Source organism: Aporhodopirellula aestuarii, from assembly GCF_023701485.1.
Taxonomy (GTDB): Bacteria; Planctomycetota; Planctomycetia; order Pirellulales; family Pirellulaceae; genus Rhodopirellula; species Rhodopirellula aestuarii.
This window is the reverse complement of the sequence record NZ_JAMQBK010000060.1, coordinates 17,257-33,908: the sequence shown is the minus strand read 5'-3', so window position 1 is coordinate 33,908 and position 16,652 is coordinate 17,257. Positions and strand designations below refer to the sequence as shown.

General features: G+C 55.9%; 14 protein-coding genes. 7 read left to right on the top strand and 7 right to left on the bottom strand.

Annotation, left to right across the window (positions count from 1 at the left end; translation table 11 throughout):
• Nucleotides 1-119: 119 nt before the first annotated feature.
• Both NB063_RS20765 and NB063_RS20760 read left to right on the top strand, forming a co-directional pair.
• Nucleotides 120-1,901, top strand: a complete 1,782-nt coding sequence (locus tag NB063_RS20765; protein ID WP_250930687.1) for an outer membrane protein assembly factor BamB family protein — start codon at nt 120-122, stop codon at nt 1,899-1,901.
• 167 nt (nt 1,902-2,068) lie between these two features.
• On the top strand, nt 2,069-4,693 hold the full coding sequence (locus tag NB063_RS20760; protein ID WP_250930686.1) for a DNA gyrase subunit B: 2,625 nt from the start codon (nt 2,069-2,071) through the stop codon (nt 4,691-4,693).
• A gap of 136 nt (nt 4,694-4,829) precedes the next feature.
• Here NB063_RS20760 and NB063_RS20755 read toward each other — a convergent pair whose 3' ends face one another.
• Nucleotides 4,830-5,222 (bottom strand): hypothetical protein, encoded by a 393-nt coding sequence (locus tag NB063_RS20755; protein ID WP_250930685.1) that lies wholly within the window; start codon nt 5,220-5,222, stop codon nt 4,830-4,832.
• A gap of 114 nt (nt 5,223-5,336) precedes the next feature.
• On the opposite strand from NB063_RS20755, the gene NB063_RS20750 reads away from it, so the two are divergent.
• The 3 genes from NB063_RS20750 to NB063_RS20740 all read left to right on the top strand — a co-directional run bounded on the left by NB063_RS20750 (nt 5,337) and on the right by NB063_RS20740 (nt 9,622).
• Nucleotides 5,337-6,581 carry a carboxypeptidase-like regulatory domain-containing protein gene (locus NB063_RS20750; protein WP_250930684.1) on the top strand — a complete coding sequence of 415 codons (1,245 nt, stop codon included), beginning with the start codon at nt 5,337-5,339 and terminating at the stop codon, nt 6,579-6,581.
• A 342-nt stretch (nt 6,582-6,923) separates the two neighbouring features.
• On the top strand, nt 6,924-8,057 hold the full coding sequence (locus tag NB063_RS20745; RefSeq protein WP_250930683.1) for an acyl-CoA synthetase family protein: 1,134 nt from the start codon (nt 6,924-6,926) through the stop codon (nt 8,055-8,057).
• A 122-nt stretch (nt 8,058-8,179) separates the two neighbouring features.
• Nucleotides 8,180-9,622, top strand: coding sequence for an aldehyde dehydrogenase family protein (locus NB063_RS20740; protein ID WP_250930682.1), 1,443 nt, complete (start codon nt 8,180-8,182; stop codon nt 9,620-9,622).
• Nucleotides 9,623-9,745: 123 nt separating this feature from the next.
• On the opposite strand, the gene NB063_RS20735 is transcribed toward NB063_RS20740, so the two are convergent.
• On the bottom strand, nt 9,746-11,080 hold the full coding sequence (locus NB063_RS20735; protein ID WP_250930681.1) for a replication-associated recombination protein A: 1,335 nt from the start codon (nt 11,078-11,080) through the stop codon (nt 9,746-9,748).
• 38 nt (nt 11,081-11,118) lie between these two features.
• On the opposite strand from NB063_RS20735, the gene NB063_RS20730 reads away from it, so the two are divergent.
• A complete protein-coding gene (locus NB063_RS20730; RefSeq protein WP_250930680.1) occupies nt 11,119-11,625 on the top strand; it encodes a DUF1499 domain-containing protein in 507 nt (168 codons plus the stop codon).
• 40 nt (nt 11,626-11,665) lie between these two features.
• On the opposite strand, the gene NB063_RS20725 is transcribed toward NB063_RS20730, so the two are convergent.
• The 3 genes from NB063_RS20725 to hpt form a co-directional block, all read right to left on the bottom strand.
• Complete coding sequence (locus NB063_RS20725) at nt 11,666-12,778, bottom strand: glycosyltransferase family 4 protein (RefSeq protein ID WP_250930679.1); 1,113 nt, start codon at nt 12,776-12,778, stop codon at nt 11,666-11,668.
• Between the two features lie 64 nt (nt 12,779-12,842).
• Complete coding sequence (locus NB063_RS20720) at nt 12,843-14,114, bottom strand: glycosyltransferase (RefSeq protein WP_250930678.1); 1,272 nt, start codon at nt 14,112-14,114, stop codon at nt 12,843-12,845.
• Complete coding sequence (gene hpt / locus NB063_RS20715) at nt 14,111-14,650, bottom strand: hypoxanthine phosphoribosyltransferase (protein ID WP_250930677.1); 540 nt, start codon at nt 14,648-14,650, stop codon at nt 14,111-14,113. The genes NB063_RS20720 and hpt overlap by 4 nt, the downstream gene beginning before the upstream one ends.
• 182 nt (nt 14,651-14,832) lie before the next feature.
• On the opposite strand from hpt, the gene NB063_RS20710 reads away from it, so the two are divergent.
• Nucleotides 14,833-15,171, top strand: a complete 339-nt coding sequence (locus NB063_RS20710; protein ID WP_250930676.1) for a hypothetical protein — start codon at nt 14,833-14,835, stop codon at nt 15,169-15,171.
• 62 nt (nt 15,172-15,233) lie between these two features.
• Here NB063_RS20710 and NB063_RS20705 read toward each other — a convergent pair whose 3' ends face one another.
• Complete coding sequence (locus tag NB063_RS20705; RefSeq protein ID WP_407652687.1) at nt 15,234-15,767, bottom strand: DUF3299 domain-containing protein; 534 nt, start codon at nt 15,765-15,767, stop codon at nt 15,234-15,236.
• Nucleotides 15,768-15,887: 120 nt separating this feature from the next.
• Nucleotides 15,888-16,565: a DUF4190 domain-containing protein gene (locus NB063_RS20700; protein ID WP_250930674.1), complete on the bottom strand. Its 678-nt coding sequence runs from the start codon at nt 16,563-16,565 to the stop codon at nt 15,888-15,890.
• Nucleotides 16,566-16,652 lie beyond the last annotated feature (87 nt).

The window sequence follows — 16,652 nt, the reverse complement described above, 5'->3', positions numbered from 1 at the left end:
TGACCAAGTCTGAGTGAATATTTTGGCGTTTCTCACTGGCATCGACTATCATGGTTTTGCGTTCGTGCTGCACGAATCCTGCCTTCTCTCCTATTCACACCGATCTTTGGATCCTTTCCATGAATCGCGTCCTCCAGTCGCATTCGGTCAATTCACGTATTTCGTCCCGCGGGCTTTCGGTCGCCGCATTGGCGGTGTTTTTCTCGTTTGTGGTGGTCGGTGTTGCCGGTCAACGGTCGATTTCCGCAGGGGAACCCAGCGTACTATCGCCAAATGATATGGAGCGAGTGGGGCTCGTTCAGGCATGGCGACGGCTTTTAAGCGTACCGGCGGGCACCCAGTCCATCGTTGATCACACGATCGTGGTCCACAACGAACTGGCCAAACAGTTTGTCGAGGTGGTGGACAAAGTTCCCGCAGAGAAAGACGCGAAAACCGACGACGCAAAAGACAGCAAAATCGAGAAACCGGTCGAAAAAACGGTTTATGCGAGATATCTCCTCGAGGTTCCCGATGCTCCCGAAGGCGAATCGCTGACATCGGTGCAGAAGAAGTCGGCGACCGGATCGATGTTGGATCGGATGACATTTGGAGGACGTGCGAGTTTTGCGACCAGCGGACTGCTCAATCGTGCCGAAGCCGAACGCCGAGCCCGGAATGACATCCGACGGCTGAAGCTGCGCGGGATTGATGCTGAGATCAGTTCTCGTGATGTGCCTGCGATCCGGATGTACACGCTCTCGGACGACGGAACCGTCGAATGCCGGGATGCGGAAACCGGCGAAATCGTGTGGTTGCGGCGTGTGGGAGATCGCGTTCGCGGCTACCGTGGTCTGGGGGTGGACGACAAGTTTTTGACAGTCGTTAACGGCAGCGATCTGATCAAGATGGATGTCGTCAATGGCGAGGTATTTGGGGTCATTGGATTGCGATATGTCCCGATGCGTGGCCCCCGTCATTGCGGAGCTTGGGCGGTCATCCCTTCGGTGGGAGGTCGAGTGGTCGGATACCCGCTCGATAACGAACACCGCGATGTGTTTGCAGAAATTGTTTCAGGTGATTCATTGTCTCCGCCCGCGTTGGCAATGGGGCAACAGAAATTAGCGTGGGGAACCTCAAAAGGTTTCGTCTACGTGATGGAGGCCACTGGCGAGCCTGAGATCCAATTCCGTTTGAACACCGACGGAGTTGTAGGTGGGGCCCCGGCAGCAGCACCAGGCGGTCGGTTTTTCTTTGGTTCGGCGGCTGGCCAGATTTACGGCCTCCGTGCGACTCGTTCTGGAGAAGTGATTTGGAGCCGGCCCACCGGAGACCCGATTTTTGATTCGCCAATCTTTTTCGATGAAAAGGTTCTTTTTCTCACGACTTACGGCAATCTGATGTGCGTCGAGGCAGGAACAGGAAACGATCTGTGGGATCGGCTGGCTGGCGGCATCTCGAAGGTGTTGGGAGTGATCGGTGATCGCATCTATGCCTCCTCGTTGAGTGGCGCTTTGGTTGTTTTGGACGCGGCCGATGGGCATGTCGTGCATCAGGTGCCGAGTTGCCGTCCCGAAGTCTTGCTGACCAACATCGTTAGCGATCGTTTGTATCTCATCGATCAAAAAGGAGCGATCCAGTGTTTGCGGCATCCAAATGCTGATATGCCGACCCTCCCGGCGGCAGTCGAACCGGTGAGCGAAGAGGAAGAAGAAGCCATGAAGGCAGAGGAAGCCAAGAAATCCAAGAACAACACACCTGCAGCGGGCGATCCGTTTGGTGATGGAGCCGTCGATCCGTTTGGCGGCGGCGGAGCTGATCCATTCGGGGGTGGTGGCGCAGACCCGTTTGGAGGTGGAGGAGCGGTTGACCCGTTCGCGCCTTCCGGAGGTGGCGGTGCCGACCCCTTCGGCGGATTCTGAGCCGCGGGAAGCTTGCGTCACCGTTCGTCGCGGAAGGGACGAAATCGTCGAGATGATTGGTGAAAGACCAGCGGAGACGCCTCACGCTCGGGCCGAATTTTTGCTACAATCCGGCCCCTATTCCGTGTGATTTCGTCCGTGTTGGTCGGCCTAGCAGCCGCCGTTTTATGAGCGACTCTTCCTCTTCTGATCCTTCCAATCCTGAATCGACCCCGGATGTCCCCGTGACGGATGAGGCCGGCGTGGCCGTTTCGCCGCCGACGGGTGCCGAGAACGAGGAGGCTTATGTGCCTGTGTCGGCGAACTCCAACTACACCGACAAGGATCTCCAGCACCTCTCGGACCTCGAGCACGTTCGCGAACGCCCGAGTATGTACATCGGGGATACGTTTTCACGCGGCCTGCACCACCTCGTCTACGAAGTTGTCGATAATTCGATTGATGAGGCGATGGCGGGTTTTGCCAAAGCGGTGTCGGTCGTCGTGCACACCGACGGCAGCGTTACCGTCGAAGATGATGGCCGTGGAATCCCGGTCACCCGACACGATCAGTTGTCCGAAGAGTTGGACCGTGAGGTCAGCACCCTAGAAGGTGTGATGACGGTGCTCAAGTTCGGGGGCAAGTTCGAGAAAGGGGCCTATCAAACGTCCGGCGGTCTGCACGGCGTCGGTGTGACGGTGGTGAACTTCCTCAGTCAGTGGGCTGAAGTGGAGGTCAGCCGTGACGGGTTCACCTGGACCCAGGAATACGAGCGAGGTGTCCCGACCGGTCCTGTCAAGAAAGGTCGAGCGACCAAGAAGACCGGTACCAAGACGACTTTCAAAGCCGACAGCCAGATCTTCACGACGACCAAGTACGTCTACGACACGTTGCTAAAACGATTGCAGGAACTCGCGTTCCTCAACAGTGGCGTGCGGATCAAGTTCCTCGACGAACGCAACGGCGAAGGCGGGGATTTCCAGTACAACCAAGGCATCGTTGAGTTCGTTCAGCATCTCAACCGCGCTAGCGATGCGTTGCATCCCGACGTCATCCATATCGTCGGGCACCGAGATGGGGTCGAGTACGATATCGCGATGCAGTACACGACTGAATTCACCGACACGGTGCAGTCATACGTCAATAACATTCACACGACCGAGGGTGGGACACACGTTTCGGGGTATCGCTCCGCACTGACTCGGACGCTTAATAACTACGGCAAGAAAGAGGGGTTGTTTAAGGCCACCACTCCGACCGGAGACGACTTCCGAGAAGGGTTGACCGCCGTTATCAGCGTCCGGGTGCCTCATCCACAGTTCGAAGGGCAAACCAAGACAAAGCTCGGCAACGGCGAAGTCGACGGCATCGTGACCAGCGGCGTTGGCGAAGCGTTGGCGAAATACCTCGAAGAAAACCCGAAGGTCGCCAAAACAATTGTTCGTAAGGGATTGCTCGCTGCTGAGGCACGTGAGGCAGCCCGCAAAGCGAAGGATCAACTTCGCAAGCGAAAAGATGCGCTCGGCGGGGGTGGATTGCCCGGCAAGCTGAGAGATTGCATTTCCAAAAAGATGGAAGAATGCGAAGTCTATCTGGTCGAAGGTGATTCGGCAGGCGGGTCAGCCGAGGGTGGACGAATGCGCGAGTTTCAAGCGATCCTGCCACTCCGCGGTAAGATCATCAACGCGTACAAGAGTCGCGAAGACAAGGTGCTTGCCAACGAAGAAGTCCAGTCGATGATTCAGGCGATCGGGACCGGGATCGGTGTCGATCAAGACCTGACGCGTCGTCGGTACAACAAAGTCATCATCATGACTGACGCGGACGTCGATGGCAGTCACATCCGTACGCTGTTGCTGTGTTTCTTTTACCGGCAAATGTATCAGTTGGTGGCCTCCGGACATGTCTATGTCGCCCAACCTCCGTTGTTCCGCGTTTCGCACGGGAAAACACGCTACTACGTGCAGAGCGAAGAAGAGATGAAGTCTCAGTTGCTCGATCGCGGTATCAACGACACCATCTTCGAAGCCGAAGACGGACGACGTGTGGAAGCCGACAAAATGCGGGCTCTCGCCGACGCGCTCGCGAGCATGGAAGATGCCGTGCTCGCCCTTGAACGACGTGGCGTCAGTTTGCGAGTTCATGCGATGCGATTCGACCCGGTCGCCGGCAAATTGCCGACCTTCCTGGTGACTTTCCAAGGCGAAGAACACTGGTTCCACACGCTCGAAGAAGTCGAGCAGTTCCTGACCGAGCGCGGCGCCCACTTGGACATTGAGGAAGATCTTCAGACAGAAAATGCTGAAGCGAGTGATGGCGAAGTCGGTCCCGATTCGGTAGTCGCAGCCAGCAAAGCGGACTCGGAGCCCGAGGAACGGGTTGTCGCACACCTGACCGAATTGCACGAGGTGCGAACGATCAACAGTGGACTCAAAGACCTGCAGCCGCTCGGTTTCGGGTTGGATGATCTCATCCCTGCTGACCGTACCGGATCCACGACACCGCGATTCGAATTGATCCGCGGCGAAGATATCCGCCGACCGATGGAAGATTTGCGTGCCCTGTTGCCGGAAATACGTGCGGCGGGGGAAAAGGGACTCTCGGTGACGCGCTTTAAAGGTCTTGGTGAAATGAACGCGGAAGAACTTCGCGAAACGACCCTGGATCCCGCCAACCGGACGCTCATTCGGGTCAATCTTTCAGATGCCGGCGCCGCAGACGAAATGTTCCGTTTGCTGATGGGGGACAAAGTCGAGCCGCGACGAGAATTCATCGAAACGCATGCCCTCGATGTCCGCAACCTCGACGTTTGATTCTGACCGGGAGATAATTCGGCCCCGAAGAGTTAAGGGGGCTGTGTGTTTTCGTCCCACCGCGCGACCGTTCTGAATGCTCGCGGGTATGGAATTGAAACGATTGGCTCACCCGCGGAGAGTTTTCGACCGTTTGCTAGTTGATTTCGTCGTACAGGATTCGGCCTGCCAGCCAGATTCGAAAACGACGGATCGTCAGCCCTCGCGAAAAGTTGATCTCGACGACCATGTTCCGGTCGTCAGGGTCCCCCCACTTGGGATCGACCTTGATCGTTTCGGGAAGACGGAATTCAAAACGCGAGTGGATCTTCAGCCAGCTGATCTGAAACCAGCACGATTGCCCGTCAATTTCGATTGTTTGGCGAAACCACCATCCACTGTACGTAAGTGTCCCAGTGAAGGGATTTTCGAATACAATCACCCGAAATAGGAACCCACGACGCTTGAGAATCGCCTGGTCAGCGAAAACTCCTTTCTCCAAAGGGGCGGCGGTGCTGATCGAGAACGGATTGACGCTGTTTTTTCCCACATTCTTCTCAAGAGCAGTGTTGAATTTTAAGTTCCTTTTGCTTACTATCGTCCTGAATAGTTTGCCTAAATTACCAGTTGTCCGGGCTGAGCACCTTCTACTATGAAACTCAACATGAAACGATTACTTGCCTTGGTTGCCGTTTGCAGCTGGGCCGTTTGCGGTCTCACATCGTCGACTGCCACCGCTCAGTCCACTTCACTCGAAGTGACTGATCACCTCACTGTACCGCAGTGGGTCAACCCAGAAACACCGGGACAACTTAGTGGACGGGTCATTTTGCCCGCAGCGGACGGATCGGCAGAGCCAATTGCGGACGCCACTGTCGTGATGACGAATAGTGAAGGCGAAACCGTCCGCAGTCGTACCGACGACGCTGGTCGGTTCGTAATGACTGGTGTTGAACCGGGTGTGTACGCATTGAGCGCTCGTGCAAAAGGTATATTCGCCTGCTATGCGATGCATGTTGTCAGCAGCGATATGGCAATGGTTGAAATGCTCCCACGGCAGGTCGAAGTTGCTGCGGCCGCGATTGATTACTCGATCATTAAGTCATCGATCATTCGCTACTTGCCCCCATATAGTAGCGAACAGCCGCGTTCTTTCGTGGGTGCGGACCTTAAGAGCATCGCTGGTCGGATGACGGCTAAGAACTTGTTCCAGGTTGTTCAGACTGACGGCGGTCTGAAAGGACATATCCATGTCGCAGGTGCGAGCGGGTCTTCGCTCGATAACGCCGGTTTGCTGAATGTGTTCTTGGTACACAAGGGTGAGGTCATCGACCGAGTTGTTTCCAGCCAGAATGGCACCTTCCAATTCGATGAATGTGCTCCTGGTGAATACTCCATTCTGGCCTTGGGTCAGACCGGTTTAGGGATGGCAGGCTTCGAACTCGTCGAAGAACAGACAGCAAATCGGATCTCAACGAATTCCGTGAATAGTCAAACACTTGTTGCGGCATTGGCTGATTTACCTGTCCAGGTAAGTGGGACTTTCTCGTTGCAAATTGCGCCGCTTCCACAAGCCATCGAATCATTCGATGAAACCGAAGAAGACGAAGAAGTGGTGTACGGAGAGGAAATCATCGGTGATCCAATTTTGCTCGATGAATTTGGCAATCCAATCGGTGGTGTAGGTTTTGGTGACCCAGCCCTCGGCGGAAACGGCGCACTCAGCGGCGGTGGAGTTGGTGGTGGCGGATTCGCCGGCGGCGGTGGTGGGTTCGGTGGCGGTGGCGGTGGAGGCGGCTTTGGTGGTCTCGGTGGCCTAGCCGGTTTGGCCGCAATCGCGGCTATCGCATCTAGCGACGACAACGACCCCTTGCCTGCTCCAGCACCACCAGCGAGCCCGACCCGATAGTTTCGGCAAACGGACAATCTGAATAGTAAAGCCTCGGGAGATTTCTCCCGAGGCTTTTTTGTTTTCTGGATGGATTGCTGTTCGCTCCCGGGTATCGTTCTGAGGTCCGCGTGCCGCATCCTGCACCTGGGGCGACGCAGGGGTGGTCTGATAATCGATGCGAGCAATGCCCGCGTGAATTTGCAGCGAAGATTCTGAATGGTGCCTCGCTGAAGGCTCAGACCAGTCGTTGCCCCCCTTTTCTACCTTGGACAATGGTTCCGATGGTTGTGGTGACGACACATCCTACTCAGAATATCAACGCGATATTCCGATTCAATTGATCAAACAACCGAGGAAGACATGAGTGTTGTTGGGGAAGTTTCCGAAGCTGAACTCCAGGCTGCCGTTTCTGCGGCACGCGACCGTCTCAACGAGCACACGCTCAAAACTGTCCATTGGCATTTCAGCGACGACACGGGTTGCCCGTTTTGGCTCGAGAAGAAAGCCGAACTGAATTTCGATCCTCTTAAGGACATCAAATCATTCGATGATCTCAAGAAATTCCCAGAGTTCGAAGACGAATGGTTGCGGGGTGGCCCGATTCGTCGCTGGGTTCCCAAGGGACATGCGGGGAAGCCGGTTTACGTATTTGAAACGGGCGGCACGACCGGGATCCCTAAGAGCCGTATGGTGATCGAAGATCACTGGAAGGATTACGAACTGTTTAGTGAAACCCTGCCAGACAAATACTTTCCAAAAGGAGCCAACTGGTTGATGCTGGGCCCGAGCGGCCCGCGTCGCTTACGACTTGCCGTTGAGCACTTGGCCCAGCACCGTGACGGAATCTGTTTTTGCATCGACCTCGACCCGCGTTGGGTCGTCAAGTTGATTAAGAAAGGTTGGATGGAGCATCTCGAGGAATACAAGAAACACTGCATTGATCAAGCGGTCACGATTTTGACTGCGGGACACGACGTGAAGTGCATGTTCGCAACCCCGAAATTGCTCGAGTCGCTGTGCGAAGCTCTTGAAGAGAAGGGAACGAATCTGGCGGAAGTCGGGATCACGGGAATCTTCTCCGGCGGAACTGAGTTCACATCGCAGTGGACACGTTTCTGTGTCGAAGAATTGCTTGGTGGACTGCCGGAGGAAAGTGGCATCTACATGACGCCAACCTATGGCAACACGTTGATGGGGTTGGCTTGCAGTAAACCCATTACAGCTGCCGATGGATACAAGATCGCTTATTACGCGCCTCAACCTCGCGCCGTTACCGAGGTCGTTACGTTTGACGATTACAACTCGGTTGTCGGATACGGCGAGACGGGCCGCGTGAAGCTGTATACGTTGACGGATGAGTTCTTTGTGCCTGGTTTCATGGAACGGGACGAAGGTGAACGGGAGCGTCCGTTCCACACCTACCCGTGGGACGGCGTCAGCGGCGTGCGTCCTTTCCACGAACTCGCCAGCGCAACTACGGTTGGTGTGTATTAACGGTCGACCGGTGACCGATTGTCGGTCGGTAGCACGAGCATGCTGCCGACCGTTTCTGGTCGCTGACCTTTTCGCAACTTAATTCACGTATCTGTTTCCTGTTACCCGCTACCAATTTTCGCATGATTACTCTCAACCCGCTTCGATGGGGCAAACAATACGAATCCCTCGAGTTCAACGACGTCGTTCACTTTGATACCGGTGAGCCGATCGCTCGCGTCGGAACGGTGGGTGGCGGAATCGTGACGCGAGATTTGCTAAAGGCCCACCTCGCCCGCGAAGCTCTGCTCGCAGTTCCCACGGAAGAATTGATCGCGATGAGCAAGAAGGCGGCGGAGCTATTTGAGCACGCAACGCTCACCGTGGGTGACTCGCAGCAAAGTGTGGATGATTTCGTTCATCAGCAATCTGCGAGCACCGGATTGCCCGAACACATGTGCCGTTCGAACATGGCCAAAAACAGCTTTGTGCTCAGCCGGATGGACGAGATCCTGCAGTGCTTGACCCGCGGATTGGACCTGTCGATTTTATCAAAAGGCTACGGCGACGAGGGACGCGGGGTAACGGTCAGCTACCAAGCTCAAACGCCGATTCTCGGTGCGATCCTGCCGAATAACTCGCCGGGTGTGCACACACTGTGGTTGCCGGCAATCGCATTGCAAATCGGGTTGGCGCTGAAGCCTGGTTCGCAAGAACCTTGGACTCCATACCGAATGGTTTCGGCGTTTATGGAAGCGGGCGTGCCTGCCGCAGCGTTCGGTTTGTATCCGGGCGGACATGACGCCGGTGGTGCGATCATGACCAAAGCTCCACGCAGCATGATTTTCGGTAGTGCGCAGACCGTCGCTCAACACTCGGGTAATCCACGGGTTCAAGCACACGGACCGGGCTTTTCCAAGATTCTCCTCGGTGATGACATCGTTGATGATTGGGAGATGTATCTCGATGTGATGGTCGAGAGCGTGCTGAGTAATTCGGGGCGAAGCTGCATCAATTGTTCAGGAATCTGGGCGAGTCGGCACACGCGAGAAATCGCCGCCGCGATCGCTGAAAAAATCGGTCCTGTTGGTGTGTTGCCTCCGGGTGATTCGAATGCTCAATTGGCAGCATTCACGGTGCCAGCAATGGCGACGGGAACGTGGGCGATGGTCGAACAAGATCTCGCTGAGAACGGCGTCACGGATATGACGGCCGAGTACGGTGAGAAGTTGATCGAGCGGGAACATTGTGCGTATCTCCGCCCGATGGTTGTGCATGCGAATTCGCATGAGAGAGCGGTGGCAGCAAAAGAATACATGTTCCCATTTGTGAGCGTGGTCGAATGTCCTCAGGCACAAATGCTGCGTCATATTGGACCGACGCTTGTGGGAACGGTCATCACCTCGGATGAATCGTTCATTACGGCAGCGAGCCGATGCGTTGACATCGACCGGCTTAATGTCGGGCCGTTGCCAACGAATCGTTTGAATTGGCTGCAGCCACACGAGGGCAACATTATCGAGTTTCTGTTCCGGAATCGAGCCTACCAAATTGCCCCGATGCCGGTTGCCGCCTCCTCGAGCTAGTCAAATTGCGAGCATCGCGGAGCATGCAGTTCGTGTGCTCCGTTCACCCGTTAGGCGATTTTGCCGGGCGGGATGTTGGAACGCGAGAGTGTCATCGGGTTTGAACCGCGAGGAGATCTCTCGCTATTCCTTGTCGCTTGCGGCCCGCGAAGGTCTGAGTCGTTTGCGGATTGATTCGAGTTGCTCACGCATCAGTGATTCGTGTCCTCGGTTCACTGGTTGGTAATATTCGCGATCCACTCCGAGGTAATCGAGTTCCGCGATTCCGTCCTCTTCGTCATGAGCGTAGACGTAACCTTCGCCATGACCGAGTTTTTCCGCACCCGCGTAATGGGTGCACCGTAGCATTTTGGGAACGGGGATAATTTGTTGGTCGCGAACATCCCGCCGCGCCGCTCCGATCGCTGTGGTGGCAGCGTTGCTTTTGGGTGCGAGCGCAAGGTAGGCGACGGTTTGGCTGAGAATCAGCTGCGATTCGGGTAATCCGATCATCTCACAAGCTTGCATGGCCGAAACCGCCAGCGGTAATGCCTGCGGGTCGGCGTTGCCGACGTCCTCGCTCGCCAAGATCACGAGGCGGCGGCATAGGAAACGAATGTCCTCGCCACCCTCTAGTATCCGCGCAAGCCAGTAAATCGCAGCGTCAGCATCACTGCCCCGAATGCTCTTGATCAATGCGCTTGAGAGGTCGTAATGATCATCGCCGGTCGCGTCATAACCGCCGACGCGATTGGTCAACGATTCCATAGCTACCTCGCGATCAACCTTTTTCGTTTCGCCGACCACGCTCTCGACGGCAACTTCGAGGGCGGCCAGGGCACGCCGCGCATCGCCGTCGGTCGCACTCGCTAGAAACTCGACCGCGTCATCAGTTACCTCAACACTGCGTCCGCCGAGTCCGCGTTCGGAATCGTTCATCGCTCGCCGCAGAAGCCCGGCCATCGATTCGGGTGGCAGGGGTTCGAGGGTAAAAATCTGACTGCGGCTGATCAACGCGCCGTTGACGGCAAAGTGAGGGTTGCTGGTGGTGGCGCCGATCAGTGAGATCACCCCTGATTCGACATCAGCTAGCAACGCGTCCTGCTGCGATTTGTTAAAGCGATGAATCTCATCAATGAACAGAATCGGACGCCGCTCACCCGCAGCGACGTCATCGGTTGCGGTTCGCAATACTTCGCGGACTTCTTTAACGCCGCTATTGATGGCGTTGAGCGAAAGCAATTTGGAGCCGGTTTCTGATGCGATCAGCCGCGCCAACGTGGTTTTTCCGCTACCCGGTGGCCCGTGCAGGATGATCGATCCGATCCGGCCACTGGCGATCAATCGCCTGAGCAGTTTGCCGCTGCCTAGAATATGATGTTGGCCGACGAACTCTTCGAGACTTTGGGGTCTCATGCGAGCGGCCAGAGGTTGGGCGGCGAATAAATGATCGGCTTCTTGTTGTGCAAACAAATCCATTGAGTCCACCAGAGTTACCAAGTCAGCGAAGGAAAATGATGTTGGGTTATGTTGCGATCGGTGTCGGGGCCGCGATGGCGGGACGGCTGTTTTGGATGATCGATGATTGGGGGCGTGATTGGACTACCAATCATGCCCGATTGTCGGCGACGCAAACAGATCCAATGCTGCAGCCGATCGAAATCGATGCGGACGTCAAAGATGTTGAAACGGTGATCCAGAATTGGGTTGATCTGCAACCGGCTTGGGCAATTGTGTCCGAGACAGAAACCGGACAAGGCCCATTATCTCAACAGCCTTCCATCGGAGCGTCGTCCAGTATGCGACGTTTGCACCTGACCCGCACCACCCCCGTTTTTCGATTCGTGGACGACATCCAAATCGAACTCACGCCGATTGAGAGTGGACCAAGCGGGGGGCCGCGAACTCGCGTTGACGCCGGAAGCCGGTCGCGAGTGGGCAAAGGAGATCTCGGCCAGAATCCTCGGAATCTAAAGGAACTTCGCCAAGGCATTCTTGATCAATCGCATCCAACGACCAAATAGCTTACCACCACGTTTTGATCGCGTTGGGGGAGGGCAAACCTTATTGATCGTTTAGCAATCGTTGGTAGAGGGCGATGTGACGATCGACCATGGTCGTCACCGCGAACTCGGTTTCGATACGTGTCTTCGCTGCCGTGCTGACCCGGTCGGCCAGGTCAGGTTCGTTAAGCAGTGTGTTGGTCTTCTCAACGAGTTTTGCCTCGTCTCCGACTTCAAAGAGAAAACCGGTTTGTCCATCGATGACGAGGTCACGATTGCCCGGGATGTTGGAGGCAATCACGGGGACGCCCGCAAGCATCGCTTCGATCACCGCATTGCTTTGGCCTTCATATTCGCTAGCGATCCAGAACGCATCAGCGTGTGGCAATAGTTGCTGAACGTCCTCGCGGGCACCCGCAAATCGGACATGTTCGGGACGAGAGACGGCGTCACGGTGACGCAACATTTCCTCACGTTGAGGGCCATCACCAATAATGACAAGCGTCGTGTCTTGACGGAGGGTTCCCAGCAATTCACCTGCCCAGATCAAATCACGTACGCGTTTCTGCGGCCAGAGACGTCCCACGGCCAATATTAGTTTGCGTCCGGGGGTAACTTCCAATCGTTTGAGTGCGGTTGCACGATCGATCTCCGTATCCAGATCGCAAGACGAGTTTGCTTCCACGCCGTTGGGGATGACGACGAATTTGTTTTCGTCGATTCCGTGTGCGGCATAAAACTCTTCAACGCCATGGCTATTGGTCGTGATCGCGGCGGTGATTTTTTGCAGATATCGATCAATGAAAAAGTGCCAGCCACGTTTCCAAGGGTCCACGCATCTTTCGCTGGCTACGATTACGGGAACGCCAGCCAGTTTCGCCGCTGTTCGTCCAAAACTGTTTGCGGCGAACAACCACGTGTGAACGAGATCGGGTTGCCAAGTTTTCATCCATTTCGTCAGTCGCCACAGTGCAGTCGGGTCGAGTTTGAACTTCTTACCGATCAACACAACTTCCACTCCGGCGCGGCGGAGCGTTTCACTACGTGGTCCGTCCCGAGTCAATAGAACCACCCTGACGTCATGTCCGGCTTCATGCAAACCGATCGCTAAAAGCACGACTTGCTTTTCGGCCCCGCCCCGGTCCATCGTCGGAATCACCAACGCGATCTTCATCCTTCGGCTAGAAGCGAGCGCAGAGTCTGCAGTGGACGAAGAGGAAGACAAAACGGTTGATCGGTTAGGAGGAATGAACGTGCGAGTCTGACGAAAAAACGGACGCCCACTGATTGAGTTCTTCGGTAATGCTGAACCGCCGTGAGGCGTCGATTGCGACTTCCCACGCGAGGTCGACCGCTGCGGGGAGATCGTCCCAGACGGTGCGGAAGGTTTTTCGAAACGAAGTGGGCTTATTCGAATCGTACCACGCAAACGAATCGACGATATCGGTGGCGAATTTATCGCTCATCCACGCCCGAATTGATGCATGATCGGCCACAATCGTCGGCAATGCGTGGGCGATCGCGTTGGGCAGAGTGTATCGCAGTTGATCTTCATCGGTGACAGCGACTGCGTCGACTGCATTCCAAATGTCCGTCATGTCGGGAAACGTGCCGGGGATAGCAACAACACTGCGAACACCTTCGGCTTTCAGTTCGGTGTGGATCCAATCGTGGAGTTCGCCATCGCCGAGCATCCAGATTCTCAGGTTGGGATATTTCGCGCAAAGAAGTCTCGCGCTACTGACGATCAATTTCGCTCCACCTGCGGTGTTGTGTCGTCCGGTCATGTGGCCGCACCACAGCAAGACTTGATTTTCGCCGTCGGTGCGCAAGTCTGTGTTGATACCTTCGAGTGACCGACGCGATGCATTACGTTGGTCTAGCGAAACGCGATTGGGACGAGCAAAACCCGAAGCGATCCGGTGAATCTGGTGCGACGGAATTCCCTTGGCGACCAACGCTCGATCGGTATCGGAATGCCGCGTGAAAATCTGATCCAAAGTCGTGATCGCATGCAAACATCTCTTGCCAGCGCGCGACTGGCGGCACCACACTTCGTCGCTGTCTGCACCCCAACCGTCACAGAGTACGCCGCCGCGGGTGCGTTGTTTCTCACCTCGCGCGTGGATGATCGCGGTGGCCACGCTCCGAACGTCATCGGTGATTCCGTCGCAGATGATCCAATCAAAGCGGTTGGCTTGCTCAGAAAGCCAATTGCCGAGGTGACGCACATAGCGCTGCATGGACCATTCGCCTTTCGGCGCCGATGCGATGCGGTGCACGTGGATCGTGTCGTAAAACAGCTCGTCAGACCAACTGGCGGCATAGCGAGGGGTCACTACTTCGACCTGGGTACCCATTGCTGACCACGCATTCGAGAGCGCCAATGAGGCGGCGGCGCGGGCGTGGTGTCCTGCGCCGTGAGGCCAATATCGCCGCGTCACCCACAACACAGCTGGCGGGGAGGCCGTCGGGCGATTCGATGATGTCATGGCGAGCTGAGAACTCATCCGAATTCGGCTGCCGTCGCAGCAATCTCATCGGGTTCTAGCACCGCGATGAAAGGAAGATTGCGGTACATGTCGTGAAAGTCCAAGCCGTAACCAACGACAAACTCGTCGGGAATTTCGAACGCGACAAAGTTCGGGCGAACGGTGTGTTGGTTCTCACGGACCTTTCGTAGCAGCACCGCGGTTGCCACGCTCGCTGCCCCGAACGCTAGAAGTTCGTCACGCAGTTTTGCGATCGTTGCCCCGGTATCAAAAATGTCATCCACCAAAAGCACGTCGCGATTCTTAACGTCGATCAACATCTTGGCATCGATGACCAATTCTCCTGGCCTCGTGCCACCACGGTAGCTCGACGCTTGAACAACACCGACACGTTGGGGCATCGAAAGCCGACGAATCAGGTCGGCAAACAAGACCACCGATCCGGTTAACACGGCCACGACCGTGATCGGGCGCCCTTGGTAGTGACGGTCGATTTCACCAGCCAAACGCGAGACGCCGTCAGCAAGTTGGGGTTCGGTAATCAGGGTTCGCACGTGATATAGGCTTGGGATCGAGTCAGTCTGGGCAAGAAGGGCCGATGATGGTGATTGGGGCGACGTTGCCGCGAAAGACGGTCTCGCCGATGCGTGAAGGTCAGGGTTGCCGATAAATTCCGGCAGCCGGTTCTTCGCCGGTGGCAATATTTTGCCGCATTCTATCGAGGTCGAACAGACGCATGACACCGTCGCAAAAACTGGCTCGGGCCCGAAACTGCGTTTATGCTTTTTGCCAAGAACAGTTTCCCGAAGACGAGACGCAGCTACGTGATAGCATTTTCATCAACGACGGGTTTTATCGGGGACGCCGATTTCGCGGTGAAAAAGTCTCCGCGATCTGGTTTGCTGAAGAAGATCAACTCAAAATCCACTCGCTCGACGGCTCTTGTCTAGCAAGTTGGGACGAGACGGAGATGGAGCAAAAGCTGCAAGAAATCGGACCAAGCACCCTGCCGATGCCGTCACGAACATCGGAGTCGACCGAAACCGGCGATCAATCTGTGCGGCGGGCGGCGTAATGACGCGGCCCAATCGGCACTCCCATTAGAGGGGGTCTCGTGGTGAGGATTTCCCGATTCGCCTAGCGAACCTGGACGCCCTCGATCCGGAAAATGGCAAAATGGCTCGCGCCGTCAGGGCCGACTCCCGGCGGATATTGATATTTTGTCGGGTCGAAGACAAATTTGCCCTCAACGGTCACCGGTCGGGTCACGAAATCGGTCGTTTTCCCAGGCACCATTTCAACCATGACGCAGTCGAAAAGGGCCGCGCCTGGGCCGAAACAGCATTCGAGGTTGTCTCGAACGAGCACAAATTCGCTGATGTCGGTTTCTTTGAACAGCGTGCTGGGCAGAATGTAGCCGCTCAGTTTGACTTTGCGACCGTTGAGAAATCGAAGCGTATCGGTCAGCTTTTCGGCGTCGAATGGCTCGTCTTTCTCGATGTCAAATTTGAGATCGTCGAACGTAATCTCACCTTTCTCGAGTTCCGCCTGGCTGCTTTTCCGAACTTCGACCTTGGTTCGGCCGGCGGCGTCACCACGCATGATGGCGCGGCGTTGCTCGATGATCGAAAGCTGTTTTTCTTTCGGGTTTTCGGCACGAAGCGTCGGCATGGAGGCCAAGGCGAGCGATGCGATCACTGCCAAGCCGCAAACCAACCGGACAGCCGCAGGAACGATTGAGGTCGATCGAGGGCTAATTTTCGTTTTCGGCATCACGCGTTCCTGAGTTTTTTATTTGAACTGGTCGACCCGCATTTTATAGAACAACGCGTTATCGAAGTCGCTTTTCTTTTGCGGCATGCGGTTAACCTGAAACGTTCCCGCCAATTTTCGTTTGATCACGTTGGCACGAACAGTGTTTCCCGGGGGCAAGTTGACCTCGATCATGTCGCTGCTCCGCGGTTGGCCGCCGAAACAGCAGGTCCCCAGGTCGGGAACCAGGATGAACTGCCGCAACATCCCGCTGCCACTGCTGGGGTGGATATAGCCTTTCAGAAACACCGGTTTGCCGTCAATCGCAAGCGCCGTTTCGGTAGGCTGGTCGGCACCCTGGGTATCTGCTTGCAACTTGTAGAATGGCACCCGTTCGTAGCCCTCGGGGACCTCGGTCAAGTAAATGTACGTGTGCTGGCCCACACCTCCGATGAACAGCACTGAGCAGGCGATCAGGCCGAACATGGCGAGCCCTCGGCCGCTGAACTCTTCGGGATATTGTTTGATCGACCGCAGCCCGAAGGCGGCGAAAAAGATGCCCGGCACCGCCAAAATCAGCATCGGAGCAAACGTCGGCACGATTCCGGCGAGCGCAACGACGAAAAAGACGATCGACCAAATCGCACCGCGGCTGATCGCCCGATAGGGGAAATCGACGGTTTCAGGGGTGGAAAACGGTTGGACTTCGTCAGACATGGCTTCAGAGAACGACAATGGATAGGAAGCGGGGGGATCGAAACGAGAATTTCAGAGTTTAGGCTCTACGCGACTATTGGCTACTCG

Excerpts from the sequence above, each read along its gene's own strand:
- NB063_RS20765 (WP_250930687.1), top strand. The coding sequence starts at position 120 with ATGAATCGCGTCCTCCAGTCGCATTCGGTCAATTCACGTATTTCGTCC.
- NB063_RS20735 (WP_250930681.1), bottom strand. The coding sequence starts at position 11,080 with ATGGATTTGTTTGCACAACAAGAAGCCGATCATTTATTCGCCGCCCAA.
- NB063_RS20730 (WP_250930680.1), top strand. The coding sequence starts at position 11,119 with ATGTTGGGTTATGTTGCGATCGGTGTCGGGGCCGCGATGGCGGGACGG.
- NB063_RS20760 (WP_250930686.1), top strand. The coding sequence starts at position 2,069 with ATGAGCGACTCTTCCTCTTCTGATCCTTCCAATCCTGAATCGACCCCG.
- NB063_RS20705 (WP_407652687.1), bottom strand. The coding sequence starts at position 15,767 with ATGCCGACGCTTCGTGCCGAAAACCCGAAAGAAAAACAGCTTTCGATC.
- NB063_RS20745 (WP_250930683.1), top strand. The coding sequence starts at position 6,924 with ATGAGTGTTGTTGGGGAAGTTTCCGAAGCTGAACTCCAGGCTGCCGTT.
- NB063_RS20725 (WP_250930679.1), bottom strand. The coding sequence starts at position 12,778 with ATGAAGATCGCGTTGGTGATTCCGACGATGGACCGGGGCGGGGCCGAA.
- NB063_RS20740 (WP_250930682.1), top strand. The coding sequence starts at position 8,180 with ATGATTACTCTCAACCCGCTTCGATGGGGCAAACAATACGAATCCCTC.
- NB063_RS20720 (WP_250930678.1), bottom strand. The coding sequence starts at position 14,114 with ATGAGTTCTCAGCTCGCCATGACATCATCGAATCGCCCGACGGCCTCC.
- NB063_RS20700 (WP_250930674.1), bottom strand. The coding sequence starts at position 16,565 with ATGTCTGACGAAGTCCAACCGTTTTCCACCCCTGAAACCGTCGATTTC.
- NB063_RS20710 (WP_250930676.1), top strand. The coding sequence starts at position 14,833 with ATGACACCGTCGCAAAAACTGGCTCGGGCCCGAAACTGCGTTTATGCT.
- NB063_RS20750 (WP_250930684.1), top strand. The coding sequence starts at position 5,337 with ATGAAACGATTACTTGCCTTGGTTGCCGTTTGCAGCTGGGCCGTTTGC.